This window comes from Pseudonocardia sp. WMMC193, assembly GCF_021728735.1.
GTDB lineage: Bacteria > Actinomycetota > Actinomycetes > Mycobacteriales > Pseudonocardiaceae > Pseudonocardia > Pseudonocardia oroxyli.
Genome location: NZ_JAKKDO010000003.1, coordinates 431117 through 442966, shown reverse-complemented (window position 1 = coordinate 442966; position 11850 = coordinate 431117). Strand labels below are relative to the sequence as shown.

Below are 11850 nucleotides of genomic sequence, written 5' to 3'. Positions count from 1 at the left end.
ATAGTCGCCAGAGCGACTATCGCCACTCACGGGACCAGTTCGGCCCGCATGCTCGACGCGCTGCTCACCACCAGCATCAGCAGGGTGCCCATCGGCCCCTCCTCCAGGCCGACGGCGGGGAAGGCGTAGCGCAGGGTCACGTCCCACCCGCGCTCCCCCTTGATCACCCGCGGGGTGCCGAACAGGCCCTCCCCCACCCCGAGCGCGACCCGGGCGGGGATGTCCTCGTCGGTCAGGTCCCAGGCGACCACGCAGGTCAGGTTGAGGACCGGCAGGCCCTCCTCCAGCTCCGTCCCCTGCACGACGCAGAGCACGCCGCCGTGGGCGAAGGTCAGCGCGCCGTCCGCGTCCACCTCGACGTCGTGGTAGCGCTCCAGCGCCTTGCGCGCGATCTCGAGACTCATGCCTTGTCCACTGCTCCCCCGAACCGGCGGTCCCGCCTGGCGTAGATCTCGATCGCCTCCCAGATGTGCCTGCGGTCGAAGTCCGGGAACAGCGTGTCCAGGAAGACCATCTCGGCGTAGGCGCTCTGCCACAACAGGAAGTTCGACGTCCGCTGCTCGCCGGAGGACCGGACGAACAGGTCGACGTCCGGCATGTCCGGCTCGTCGAGGTACTTCGCGATGGTGCGCTCGTCGATCTTCTCCGGCTTGATCCGGCCCTCCTGGACCAGCCGGGCGATCTGCTGCACGGCGTCGGCGATCTCCGCCCGCCCGCCGTAGTTCACGCACATGGTCAGGGTGAGGACGTCGTTGTGCCGGGTCTTCTCCTCGGCGACCTCGAGCTCCTTGATCACCGAGCGCCACAGCCGCGGCCGCCGCCCCGCCCACCGGACCCGCACGCCCATGGCGTGCATCTCGTCCACCCGGCGCCGGATCACGTCCCGGTTGAAGCCCATCAGGAACCGCACCTCGTCCGGGCTGCGCTTCCAGTTCTCGGTGGAGAAGGCGTAGGCGGACAGCCACTTCACGCCGATGTCGATGCACCCGCGGGCCACGTCCATCAGAGACGCCTCGCCGCGGCGGTGCCCCTCGATCCGGGGCAGCCCGCGCGCGTTGGCCCAGCGGCCGTTGCCGTCCATGACGAGCGCGACGTGGCGGGGGACCAGCTCCGCCGGGATCACCGGCGGCCGGGCTCCCGACGGGTGCGGCGCGGGACTCTCGAAAGGCACGGTCCGGGAGCCTACGTGCCTGGACGAGCGCGCCCTTACGGAGTAGTCACTGCTTCATGTGGTTCACCGAGACCATCGTCGACACGGGCAGGCTGCCGCTGTTCTCGTTCCTGTGCGCCTTCCTCGTCGCGTTCCTGTTCATCCGGTTCTCGGTGCGGATGATCCGCGCGCAGGTGCGGTGGTGGCCGGGCAACGTCACCCCGGGCGGGCTGCACATCCACCACATGGTGTTCGGCCTGGTCATGATGCTGATCGCCGGTTTCGTGCTGATCGCGCTGGCCTCGTTCGACACGCCGGTGCCGAACATCCTGTGCGCCGTGCTGTTCGGGATCGGCACCGCGCTGGTGCTCGACGAGTGGGCCCTGCTCCTGCACCTGTCCGACGTGTACTGGACGCAGGAGGGCCGTTCCTCGATCGACGCCGTGTTCGTCGCCTTCACGATCACGTCGTTCTTCCTGCTGGGCATCCATCCGCTGGGGTTCCAGGGCGACTTCGACGGGCTCTCCCAGGCGGACGCGGTCGAGGTCGTGCTGGTCGTGGCGTTCTTCGTCCTGCAGCTGCTGCTGGCGGTGGTCACGCTGGCGAAGGGAAAGGTGTGGAGCGGGCTCGTCGGGCTGTTCTTCGGGCCGTTGCTGCTGGTCACGGCGGTGCGACTGGGTCGCCCGCACTCGCCGTGGGCGCGGTGGCGCTACGCCACCCGTCCGAAGAAGCTGGCCAAGGCGGTCTACCGCGAGAAGACCTACCGCAAGCCGGTGATCCGGGCGAAGATCGCCGTCCAGGAGGCCATCGCAGGCCATTTCGACCCCGACACCGTGAACGCGGCGACCGCGGCCGCCCAGGCCGCCCACGAGGCCGCGACCGACCGCGCCGCGGAGGCGGCCCGAGCGCACGCCGCCGCCTGAACCCGACCCCCGCCACGCATCATGGAGCCACGACCGTCGTGTCGGGGCCCCGATCCGACGGTTGTGGCTCCCTGGTGCGGGTCACCCGGCAACTCGCGGGAGGTTCCAGCCCTGCCAGACGGCGAGCATGCGGACCAGGAAGCAGACCACGAAGCCCGCCGCGAGGACCAGGGCGCGGCGGCGGCCGTAGCGCAGGCCCACCGCGACGACGGCGGCGCCCGCGAGCGCGGCCACGGCGTAGACGTCCGACCGCAGGATCAGGGGCACCCGGCCCAGCATGACGTCTCGGATCACCCCGCCACCCGTCCCCGACACCGCGCCCAGCAGCGCCGCGAGCAGCGGCGACATCCCGTGGTCCACCGCCTTCGCCGCCCCGACGACCGCGAACAGCGCGAGCGCGGCCGCGTCGAGCGGGAGTAGCACCTCCGGCGGGATCGCCCGGACCAGCCGGTAGACCAGGACCACCACGAGCCCGCCGCCGAAGGCCGCGACGGGGTACGCGAGGTCGCTGAACACCGCGGGCGGGGTGGCCCCGAGCAGGACGTCCCGGACGATGCCGCCGCCCACCGCCGTCACGAAGGCGATGACGAGCACCCCGAACACGTCCAGTCCCGCAGCCGCCGCGGTGGCCCCACCCTGCAGCGCGAACAGCGCGGTGCCTGCGAGGTCGAGGGGACGGATCAGGCGGGCGCCGGCGGGCACGGCTGGACCTCCGCGGTCAGTCCCAGGGGCTTCGAGATCGACCGGAAGCCGGGGGGTGGCGGGCAGAAGTCGGCGAGGGGCAGCGTGTACTCGACGTGCAGGACGGGCTTGCCCTGCGCGACGAACGGGTCGAGGGCCGCGCACTCGCCGTGCTGCGCGCACTGCTCGTTCACCGCGAAGTCGAACCGGTCCACCAGCTCCGGCACCTGGTCGAGATCGTTCTTCAGGCCGACCGTGAGCCCCCGCTCGTGCGCGAGGTCGGCGAGCATCCGGTTGAAGGCGAGCTGGTCGGCCGCGGTCAGGGCGAAGCCGGAGTCGTTGGCGTAGCCGTCGACGTTGTCCGGCTCGACGCCGTCGAAGCCCTTCTCCCGGCACAGGTCGAACCGGGCGGCGAGGAAGGGGCGCAGGGCCTCCGGCCGCGAGACGTCCAGCCAGCGCTCGCCCGGCCAGTCGTCGAGCGGGGCGCCCTGCAGGTCCGCCGGGATCGCGGCGAAGTCCGGCCGCCAGTCCTCGCTCGCGCCCGCGTTCAGGTAGCAGATCACCGTGCTGCCCTTGGCCTTCAGCTCGGCCACCGTCGCGGCGGGGGTGTCGAACAGGTCGACGTCGAAGGTGCCCGCGGGCACCGACGTGTCGACGGGGCCCTGCAGCTGGTACTGCCAGGTCCCACCGGCGGGCGGGGGCACCGCCGTCCCGGTCGCGGGTGGGGGCGCTGCGGTCCCGGTCGCGCAGGCCGCGAGCACGCCGATGGCCGCCACCATGCCGGCGAGCGCGACCCGCCGCCTCCTCACCGGGGCGATCCTCACGGCCGGCTGACGCGCTCCACCAGCGGGAGCGAGCGCAGCTGCCGCTCCATGTGCCACTGCAGGTGCGCGGCGACCAGGCCGGAGGTGTCGCGGCGGGTGGGGGCGTCCGCGGCGTCCGCGACCGGCCAGTCGCCGTGGAGCAGCGCGTCGAGCAGGGCGAAGGTCTCCGGGCCGGGGAGGACCGAGCCCGGGGGACGGCAGACGTCACAGACCGCGCCGCCGCCCTGCACGCTGAACGCGCGGTGCGGGCCGGGCGCCGCGCACTTGGCACACTCCGTGATCGACGGGGCCCACCCGGCGTGGCTCATCGCCCGCAGCAGGAAGGCGTCCAGGATCAGCGAGGCATCCCGCTCGCGGCCCGCCAACGCCCGCACGGCCCCGACGAGCAGCAGGTAGACCCGCAACGAGTCGCCGTGTCCCTCCTCGGACACCAGCCGGTCCGCGGTCTCCAGGATGGCGCACCCCGCCGTGTACCGGGCGTAGTCGGAGACGACGCCGGAGCCGAAGGCGTCGAGCGTCTGGCACTGGGTGATCACGTCGAGGCTGCGCCCGGTGTAGCACTGGACGTCGACGTGGTTGAACGGCTCGAGCCGTGCCCCCCACCGTGAGCGGGTGCGCCGCACGCCCTTCGCCACCGCGCGGATCTTGCCGCAGCGCCGGGTCAGCAACGTCACGATGCGGTCCGCCTCGCCCAGCTTCTGCACGCGCAGCACCACGCCGGTGTCGCGGTACAGGGTGCTCACCCGATGAGCCTACGACCTGCGGGCCCCGCGGACACCGCGACACCCGGACGGTCGCGTCACGACCCCACGACGCACGCCCCGGCACCCGGACGGCGGCGAGCCGTTCGGCCCTGATCCGATCCGGTGTGGACGGCTAGCGTCCTGCGATCATGAGTCGAATCGCGATCGCCTGCCAGGGGGGCGGCAGCCACACGGCCTTCACCGCCGGTGTGCTCGCCCGCCTGTTGCGTGCCCCCGAGCTGGCGGGACACGAGATCGTCGGCCTGTCGGGGACCTCCGGTGGCGCCATCTGCGCGCTGCTGGCCTGGGAGGGGCTGCGCGCCAAGGACCGCGAGCGGGCCGCGCAGCTGCTCGAGGCGTTCTGGCGGGACAACTCCGCCCGCAACCCGCTCACCCGGCTGCAGAACGTCGGCATGGTCGGCGCCGGTGCGCTGCAGGGCCTCGGGCTCCTGCCCGCGGGGACGCCCTACGCCCTCCCCCGGTTCCTCAGCGGCGTCGACCAGTTCACCTCCCTGCTGAGCAGGCACGTCGACTTCGCCGGGATCACCGCCGATCCCGACGCCCCGATGCTGCTGCTCGGCGCGGTGGACGTGCTCACCGGCGAGTTCCGCGCCTTCGACAGCCGCACGGACCGGATCACCGCCGAGTGTGTGCTCGCCTCGGCGGCGATCCCCACCCTGTTCCGCGCCGTGCGGACCCACGGCGGGACCTACTGGGACGGCCTGTTCTCGCAGAACCCACCCGTCCACGACCTGCTCGCCACGGCGCCGGACGAGCTCTGGGTCGTCCAGATCAACGCCCCCGCCGTCGACCGCGAGCCCCGCACCCCGGTCGAGATCGCCGACCGGCGCAACGGGCTGGCAGGCAACCTCTCGCTGCACCAGGAGCTCGGGTTCATCGAGACCGTCGACCGGATGCTCGCGGCGGGCGACCTGCGGGCGGACCGGGGGTACAAGCACGTCACGGTGCGGGTGATCGAGATGCCCGGCTCGTGGCGGTCGCGGGTGCTGGGATCGGCGTCGAAGCTCAACCGGGACGTGCGGTTCCTCGACGGCCTGCAACGCCGCGGCCGCGACCAGGCCGACCGGTTCCTCGGCGCGCTCGCGTTCGAGCGCGCGGTGCGCGGCGGTGACGCCGAGGCGCTGCGCGCCGCGACCACCGAAGACGCCGTGCTCCACTCGGACCACCCGTTCCGGCCACGCGCCGGGGTTCCGCTGCGCGCACATCTGAGTACGGTTCTCGCAGGTGGGGCGCAGATCGACCCCACCCGCAAGCACGTCGCCGGTGATCGTGCGATGTGGACACTGCGGCTGCGCGACGGCCTCGGGCGCGCCGAGGCCGACTTCATCGACGGGCGCGTGTCCGAGCTGCGGCTCGGACCCGTGCGCTGATCAGGCATCGAACGAGGAGACCCATGACCGAGACGTCCGCGACACCGCCCGCCGACACCCCGCCCGGGGACTCGCCGATCGCGAGCGAGCTGAAGGACATGGCGAAGACGGCCTGGTGGCTGGTGCTGCTGCGCGCCGTGCTGCTGGTGATCTGGGGCGTCCTGGTGCTCGCGGCACCCGGCATCGCCCTGCAGGCGCTGATCATCGTCTTCGGTGTCTACGCGATCATGGACGGCGTCACGGCCGTCTACCTGGGGATCAAGGCCCGCGGGACCGAGCCCTCCTGGGGCTGGATCGTGGCGCAGGGCGTGATCTCGGTGCTGGCGGGCATCATCGCGCTCGTCTGGCCCGCGGCCACCGCGCTGTCGCTGCTGTTCGTGGTGGCGTTCTGGGCGATCGTGCTGGGCGTCAGCACCATCGCCGAGGGCATCCGGTCCCGCCGCACGGACGACCGCTGGGGCTGGACCCTCGCCAAGGGCGCCCTCGACGTGATCTTCGGCATCCTGCTGCTGGTCTGGCCGGCGTCCGGCATCCTCGCGCTGCTCTGGCTGGTCGGGATCTTCGCGCTCGCGGGCGGGATCGTGCTGGCCGTGCTCGCCTTCCGGGTCCGGTCGCTGGCCACGTCCGCCTGATGGAGGCGGACGCCCCCCTCGCGAGCCCCGAGCGACACGAGTCGGGTCCCGAGAGCGCCGCTCGGGCCGCGGAGGGCGGGTTGCCGCGGGCGCTCGTGGTGCTGCTGGCCGCGGCGTCGGTGGTCATCGTCGTGGCCGGGATCGCGGGCGTCTCGTGGCTGGTCGGACCGCTCTTCCTGGCCCTGGTCATCGTGATCACCGTGCACCCGGTGCACGGCAGGCTGGTGCGGCTCGGGTTGCCCGGCTGGGCCGCCTCCGGGGTGGTGCTGCTGTGCGTCTACGGCGTGCTGCTGGTGCTCGCCGGGACGATCGTGGTGTCGGCCGCCCGGCTCGCGACCGTCCTGCCCGGGTACGCCGCCGAGGCGAACGGGCTGCTCAGCGGTGTGCTCGGCCGGCTCGCGGAGTTCGGCGTGGGGCCCGAGCAGCTGCGCGCGCTCGCCGCATCCCTGGACACCTCGCGGCTGGTCGGGCTGGTCAGCGGGCTGCTCCTCGGCCTGACGGGGCTGCTCGGCAACCTCGTCTTCCTGCTGTCGCTGCTGCTGTTCCTGTCCTTCGAGGCCGCCGGGGTCGACCGCAGGCGGGCCCTGCTGGCCGAGGACCACGCCGAGGCCGCCGCCGCCCTGGCCCTGTTCGCGAGCGGCACCCGCCGCTACATGGCCGTCAACACGGTGTTCGGCCTGCTCGTCGGAGCCGTCGACGCGGTCGCGCTCGCCCTGCTCGGGGTGCCGCTCGCGGTGCTCTGGGGGCTGCTGGCCTTCATCACCAACTACATCCCGTACGTCGGGTTCTGGGTCGGGCTGGTGCCGCCGATGGTCCTCGCGCTGCTGGTCGGCGGGTGGCCGCTGACGGTGACCGTGGTCGCGATCTACCTGGTGGTCAACTTCGTGCTGACCTCGCTGATCCAGCCGCGCTTCATCGGCGACGCCGTGGGCCTGAGCGTGACGGTCGTGCTCGTCGGCCTGGTGTTCTGGGGGTGGCTGCTGGGCCCGATCGGCGCCGTCCTCGCCACCCCGCTGACCCTGCTGGCCAAGGTCCTGCTCGTCGACGTCGACCCCCGGGCCCACTGGGCGAACGCGCTGATCGGGAGCAGCCCCCGGCCTAGAACCCCAGCTTCCGCAGCTGTCGAGGATCCCGTTGCCAGTCCTTCGCCACCGTGACGTGCAGGTCGAGGTAGACCTTCACGCCCAGGAGCGCCTCGATCTGGCGACGGGCGTCCGTACCGACCTGGCGCAGCCGCTCGCCGCCGCGGCCGATCACGATGCCCTTCTGGCTCTGCCGCTCCACGAAGATCGTGGCGTGGACGTCCAGCATCGGATCGTCCGCCGGACGGTCCTCGCGCTCGATCATCTCCTGGACGGTGACCGCGATGGAGTGCGGCAGCTCGTCCCGCACGCCCTCGAGGGCCGCCTCGCGGACCAGCTCGGCGACCAGCGTCTCCTCCGGCTCGTCGGTCAGCTCGCCGTCCGGGTAGAGCGGCGGGCCCTCCGGCAGCTTGTCGACGAGCAGGTCCGCGAGCAGCCCGACCTGGTCGCCGGACTTCGCCGAGCACGGCACGATGTCCGCGAACTCCATCAGCTCGGACATCTGGGTGAGCCGCTCGGCGATCTGCTCCGGGCGTGCCTTGTCCGTCTTCGTGACGATCCCGAGCACGGGAGTGCGCCCCGCGACGGACTTCAGCTCCCCCGCGATGAACTCGTCCCCGCGGCCCACGGGCTGGTCCGCCGGCACGCAGAACCCCACGACGTCCACCTCCGCCCAGGTCTCGCGGACCACGTCGTTCAGCCGGGAGCCCAGCAGGGTGCGCGGCTTGTGCAGGCCGGGGGTGTCCACGACGATCAGCTGGGCGTCCGGCCGGTGCACGATCCCGCGGATCGCGTGCCGCGTGGTCTGCGGGCGCGACGAGGTGATCGCGATCTTCTGGCCGATCAGCGCGTTGGTCAGGGTGGACTTGCCGGCGTTCGGCCTGCCGACGAAGCAGGCGAACCCGGAACGGAAGTCGTCCGGCCAGGTGTTCACAGGGGCCCCAGGGTCTCGCCGGTGAGCTTCTGAAGGATCTCGCGCCCGATCGGGAAGGCGGCCGTGGCCGCGGGCGAGGGCGCGTTGAGCACGTGCAGGATGCGGCCCTGCTGCCGGAACAGGAAGTCGTCCACCAGCGTGCCGTCCGGGGTGACCGCCTGGGCCCGCACGCCCGCGCCCGCAGGCACGAGGTGGTGCGCCCGGACCTCGGGCAGCATCCGCTGGATCTGGGTCACCATCGCGGACTTCGACAGCGAGCGGCGCACCTCGCCGAGCCCGTAGCGCCAGTGCGTGCGCGCCACGTGGACCATGCCCGGGTACAGCAGGCTCCCGAGGAGCTCCTTCGGCTTGACCGTGGTCCAGTCGTAGCCCTCGCGGGCCAGCGCGAGCACCGCGTTCGGTCCGGCGTGCACATGCCCGTCGACCCCCCGCGTGGCGTGTACGCCGAGGAACGGGAAGGCCGGGTCCGGCACGGGGTAGATCAGGCCCTTGACCAGCTCCGCGGCCTCCTCGGTGAAGCCCGAGTACTCGCCGCGGAAGGGGATGATCCGGACCCCGGGATCGACACCCGAGGCGCGGGCCAGCTCGTCGCTGCGCAGGCCGCCGCAGACGACCGCCTGCGCGCCCAGCAGGTCGCCGGAGTCCGTGCGGACGACCACGTCCGAGTCCCGCGGCGCGAGCCCGGTGACGGTGCGGCCGAGGTGGATCTCGCCACCCTCCTTGACCAGCAGCTCGCCGATCTTCTCGGCGACGGCGCGGTAGTCGCAGATCCCGGTCGACGGCACCCACAGCGCGTCGAGGCCGCGGACGTGCGGCTCCCGCTCCCGCATGCCCGCCGCATCGAGCCGGTGGGTCTCGACGCCGTTCGCCCGGCCCCGGCGTTCCAGCTCCGCGAGCCGGGGGCGCTCCTCCTGCTCGGTGGCCACGACGAGCTTGCCCGACACCCGGTGCGGCAGGTCGTGCTCGCGGCAGAACGCGACGGTCTCCGCGCAGCCCGCCACGGCCAGGCGCGCCTTGTAGCCGCCCGGGGCGTAGTAGAGCCCGGAGTGGATCACGTTCGAGTTGCGGCCGGTCTGGTGGTCCGCCAGCCGCGGCTCCCGCTCGACCACGGCGACCGTGCGGCCGCTGCGGACGACCGCGTGCGCGGTGGCCAGGCCGACGATCCCGCCGCCGACCACCACGACGTCGTACGTCGGGGTGCTCATCAGGCGGGCACCAGGACCGAGACGACCTCGCCCTTCGCGTTCGCGACGATCACCGGCGCGCTCGCGGTGAGGTCCCGGACCGCGGCCACGGAGGCCTCGTCCGGCTCGCCGTCGAGGACCACCGCGGCGGCCTCGATGCCCTCCGCGCCGCTGGAGACCGCGGCGGCGACGGCGGCCTGCAGGGCCGTGAGCCGCAGCGACGGCAGGTCCACGGTGGCCGCGGCGTAGGTGCGCCCGTCCGTGTCCCGCACCGCGGCGCCCTCGGCCGCGCCCGTGCGGGCGCGCGAGGACCGCGCCAACGTCACGATCTTGGCGTCCTCGGCGCCGAGGGGCGGGGTCTCACTGCCGGACATCGGTCTCCTCCTGTGCGGCGGGCACGGGCTCGCGCTCCGCCTGGTGCTCGTTCTCGTCCTCGGGTTCGGGCCGCGTGAGGGGGGTGACCAGCACCGACGTGATGCGCACGCGCCCGCGGGCGTCCTTGCCGCCCTCGCCCTTCAGGTGCAGCAGCCCCTCGACCTCGGTCTCCGCCCCGGGCAGCGGGACCTTGCCGAGCCGCTGGGCGAGCAGGCCGCCGATGGTGTCGACGTCCGCCTCCTCGATCGCCTCGCGGAGCTCCTCCTCGCGCTCGGTGCCGGTGAACTCCCCCGCGAACAGCTCCTGCAGGTCCTCGACGGGCAGCCGGGCCGCGAGCCGCAGGGTGCCACCGTCGAGCCGCTGGACCTCGGGCACCTCGGCGGTGTCGTACTCGTCCGAGATGTCCCCGACGATCTCCTCGAGGATGTCCTCGATCGTGACCAGGCCCGCGGTGCCGCCGTACTCGTCCACCACGATCGCCATGTGGTTGCGGGTGCGCTGCATGTCGCTGAGCAGCTCGTCGATCCGCTTGGAGTCCGGAACGAACACCGGCGGGCGCACCACCTCGACCAGCGTGGCCGACGGCCGGTCCCAGGTGACCCCGACCAGGTCCTTGAGGTAGGCGATCCCGACGATGTCGTCGATGTCCTCCCCCAGCACCGGGATGCGCGAGTAGCCGCTCTTCAGCGCCAGCCGCACGACCTTCTGGACGGGGGTGTCCCGCTCGGCCCACACCACGTCCGGCCGGGGCTGCATGACGTCCCGGACGATGGTGTCCCCCAGCTCGAACACCGAGTGGATCATCTTGCGCTCGCCCTCGTCCACGACGCCCGCCGTGCCCGCCATGTCGACGAGCTCGCGCAGCTCGACCTCGGACGAGAACGGGCCCTCGCGGAAGCCGCGGCCCGGGGTGATCGCGTTGCCGACCAGGATCAGCAGGGAGGTGATCGGGCCGAGCAGCGTGGCGATCACCCGGATCGGCGCCGCCACGGCCATGCCCAGGGCGTAGGGGTGCTGGCGGCCCAGGGTGCGCGGCCCGACCCCGATCAGCACGTAGCTGACCACCACCATGATCGCGGCGGCGAGCAGCACCCCGAGCCAGGGCGGGTCGATCCAGCTCGCGAGGGCGATCGTGAGCAGCACCGTGGCCACGGTCTCGCCCATGAGCCGGAGCAGGATGAGCAGGTTCAGGTAGCGCGCCCGGTCCTCCACGACCCGGGCCAGGGCGCGCGCGCCCGGGCGCCCGGCCCGCACCAGGTCCGCGACCCGCGCGCTGGACACCGAGGTGAACGCGGCGTCCGCCGCGGCGCAGACGCCTGCGACCGGGATCAGCACGATCGCGATGACGAGCAGCCCGACGGCGTTCATTCCTCGGCGTCCAACCCCACGGTCCCGAGGAGCTTCGCGTCGCTGCGGCGCTGGGCCTCCCGCGCCGCGCTCTCGGCGCGCTCGGTCCGCCAGTCGTGCAGCAGCCGGTTCTGCAGCGCGAACATCTCGCGCTCCTCCTCCGGCTCGTGGTGGTCGTAGCCCAGCAGGTGCAGGCAGCCGTGCACGGTGAGCAGGTGCAGCTCGTCGTCCATCGTGTGGCCCGCCTTGACCGCCTGGTCCTTGGCGAACGCGGGACACAGCACGATGTCCCCGAGCAGCGCGGGCCCGATGTCGGGCGCGTCCGGACGGCGGGTGTCCTCGGCCAGGTCGTCCATCGGGAAGGCCATGACGTCCGTGGGGCCGGGCTCGTCCATCCACCGTTCGTGCAGCTCGGACATGGCGTCCAGGGTCACGGCGGTGATCGCGAGCTCGACGGCGGGGCTGACCCGCATCCTGTCCAGCGCATAGCGCGCGACGGACACGATCAGTGACTCGTCGACGGCGACGCCGGACTCGTTGACGACCTCGATGCTCACGCTTTCCCCTCGGATGTCGGTGGCGTC

At 72.8% G+C, this 11850-nt stretch carries 14 protein-coding genes; 4 read left to right on the top strand and 10 right to left on the bottom strand.

All coding sequences use genetic code 11. From position 1 onward, the window contains the following. Nucleotides 1–26: 26 nt before the first annotated feature. Nucleotides 27–404, bottom strand: a complete 378-nt coding sequence (locus tag L3X23_RS03455; RefSeq protein ID WP_237190649.1) for a hypothetical protein — start codon at nucleotides 402–404, stop codon at nucleotides 27–29. Then, complete coding sequence (locus L3X23_RS03450; RefSeq protein WP_093089371.1) at nucleotides 401–1171, bottom strand: isoprenyl transferase; 771 nt, start codon at nucleotides 1169–1171, stop codon at nucleotides 401–403. Before L3X23_RS03450 ends, L3X23_RS03455 begins: the two co-directional genes overlap by 4 nt. A gap of 56 nt (nucleotides 1172–1227) precedes the next feature. Here L3X23_RS03450 and L3X23_RS03445 point away from each other — a divergent pair, with 56 nt between their 5' ends. Beyond that, the gene (locus L3X23_RS03445) at nucleotides 1228–2073 is read left to right on the top strand and encodes a hypothetical protein (RefSeq protein ID WP_237190648.1); all 846 of its coding nucleotides are present in this window, start codon (nucleotides 1228–1230) and stop codon (nucleotides 2071–2073) included. A gap of 81 nt (nucleotides 2074–2154) precedes the next feature. Here the strand turns inward: L3X23_RS03445 and L3X23_RS03440 are convergent, their stop codons facing one another. Genes L3X23_RS03440 through recO form a run of 3 tightly spaced genes read right to left on the bottom strand, consistent with a single transcriptional unit; the run spans nucleotide 2155 to nucleotide 4321 of the window. Further along, complete coding sequence (locus L3X23_RS03440; protein ID WP_237190647.1) at nucleotides 2155–2775, bottom strand: trimeric intracellular cation channel family protein; 621 nt, start codon at nucleotides 2773–2775, stop codon at nucleotides 2155–2157. After that, nucleotides 2754–3563, bottom strand: coding sequence for an endo alpha-1,4 polygalactosaminidase (locus L3X23_RS03435; protein ID WP_237190646.1), 810 nt, complete (start codon nucleotides 3561–3563; stop codon nucleotides 2754–2756). Before L3X23_RS03435 ends, L3X23_RS03440 begins: the two co-directional genes overlap by 22 nt. 11 nt (nucleotides 3564–3574) lie before the next feature. Continuing rightward, a complete protein-coding gene (gene recO / locus L3X23_RS03430) occupies nucleotides 3575–4321 on the bottom strand; it encodes a DNA repair protein RecO (protein ID WP_093089373.1) in 747 nt (248 codons plus the stop codon). A gap of 149 nt (nucleotides 4322–4470) precedes the next feature. Between recO and L3X23_RS03425 the strand changes: the two genes are divergently transcribed. From L3X23_RS03425 to L3X23_RS03415, 3 genes are read left to right on the top strand one after another with little or no spacing between them, the layout of a single operon-like run. Continuing rightward, nucleotides 4471–5712, top strand: coding sequence for a patatin-like phospholipase family protein (locus L3X23_RS03425; protein WP_237190645.1), 1242 nt, complete (start codon nucleotides 4471–4473; stop codon nucleotides 5710–5712). Nucleotides 5713–5735: 23 nt separating this feature from the next. After that, nucleotides 5736–6344: an HdeD family acid-resistance protein gene (locus L3X23_RS03420; protein ID WP_237190644.1), complete on the top strand. Its 609-nt coding sequence runs from the start codon at nucleotides 5736–5738 to the stop codon at nucleotides 6342–6344. Further along, nucleotides 6344–7501 (top strand): AI-2E family transporter, encoded by a 1158-nt coding sequence (locus L3X23_RS03415; RefSeq protein WP_237190643.1) that lies wholly within the window; start codon nucleotides 6344–6346, stop codon nucleotides 7499–7501. The genes L3X23_RS03420 and L3X23_RS03415 overlap by 1 nt, the downstream gene beginning before the upstream one ends. Here the strand turns inward: L3X23_RS03415 and era are convergent. Genes era through ybeY form a run of 5 tightly spaced genes read right to left on the bottom strand, consistent with a single transcriptional unit; the run spans nucleotide 7443 to nucleotide 11823 of the window. After that, entirely contained in the window at nucleotides 7443–8360 is a 918-nt protein-coding gene (gene era, locus L3X23_RS03410) for a GTPase Era (RefSeq protein ID WP_093089377.1), read from the bottom strand. The two genes, L3X23_RS03415 and era, sit on opposite strands and share 59 nt — an antisense overlap. Next, complete coding sequence (gene lhgO, locus L3X23_RS03405; RefSeq protein ID WP_237190642.1) at nucleotides 8357–9565, bottom strand: L-2-hydroxyglutarate oxidase; 1209 nt, start codon at nucleotides 9563–9565, stop codon at nucleotides 8357–8359. The genes era and lhgO overlap by 4 nt, the downstream gene beginning before the upstream one ends. After that, a complete protein-coding gene (locus L3X23_RS03400) occupies nucleotides 9565–9918 on the bottom strand; it encodes a cytidine deaminase (RefSeq protein ID WP_237190641.1) in 354 nt (117 codons plus the stop codon). The genes lhgO and L3X23_RS03400 overlap by 1 nt, the downstream gene beginning before the upstream one ends. Next, nucleotides 9905–11287, bottom strand: a complete 1383-nt coding sequence (locus tag L3X23_RS03395) for a hemolysin family protein (protein ID WP_237190640.1) — start codon at nucleotides 11285–11287, stop codon at nucleotides 9905–9907. The genes L3X23_RS03400 and L3X23_RS03395 overlap by 14 nt, the downstream gene beginning before the upstream one ends. Next, nucleotides 11284–11823 (bottom strand): rRNA maturation RNase YbeY, encoded by a 540-nt coding sequence (gene ybeY, locus L3X23_RS03390; RefSeq protein ID WP_093089381.1) that lies wholly within the window; start codon nucleotides 11821–11823, stop codon nucleotides 11284–11286. Before ybeY ends, L3X23_RS03395 begins: the two co-directional genes overlap by 4 nt. Nucleotides 11824–11850: the final 27 nt, after the last annotated feature.

Excerpts from the sequence above, each read along its gene's own strand:
- L3X23_RS03455 (WP_237190649.1), bottom strand. The coding sequence starts at position 404 with ATGAGTCTCGAGATCGCGCGCAAGGCGCTGGAGCGCTACCACGACGTC.
- L3X23_RS03445 (WP_237190648.1), top strand. The coding sequence starts at position 1,228 with ATGTGGTTCACCGAGACCATCGTCGACACGGGCAGGCTGCCGCTGTTC.
- L3X23_RS03425 (WP_237190645.1), top strand. The coding sequence starts at position 4,471 with ATGAGTCGAATCGCGATCGCCTGCCAGGGGGGCGGCAGCCACACGGCC.
- L3X23_RS03420 (WP_237190644.1), top strand. The coding sequence starts at position 5,736 with ATGACCGAGACGTCCGCGACACCGCCCGCCGACACCCCGCCCGGGGAC.
- L3X23_RS03415 (WP_237190643.1), top strand. The coding sequence starts at position 6,344 with ATGGAGGCGGACGCCCCCCTCGCGAGCCCCGAGCGACACGAGTCGGGT.
- lhgO (WP_237190642.1), bottom strand. The coding sequence starts at position 9,565 with ATGAGCACCCCGACGTACGACGTCGTGGTGGTCGGCGGCGGGATCGTC.
- L3X23_RS03400 (WP_237190641.1), bottom strand. The coding sequence starts at position 9,918 with ATGTCCGGCAGTGAGACCCCGCCCCTCGGCGCCGAGGACGCCAAGATC.
- L3X23_RS03395 (WP_237190640.1), bottom strand. The coding sequence starts at position 11,287 with ATGAACGCCGTCGGGCTGCTCGTCATCGCGATCGTGCTGATCCCGGTC.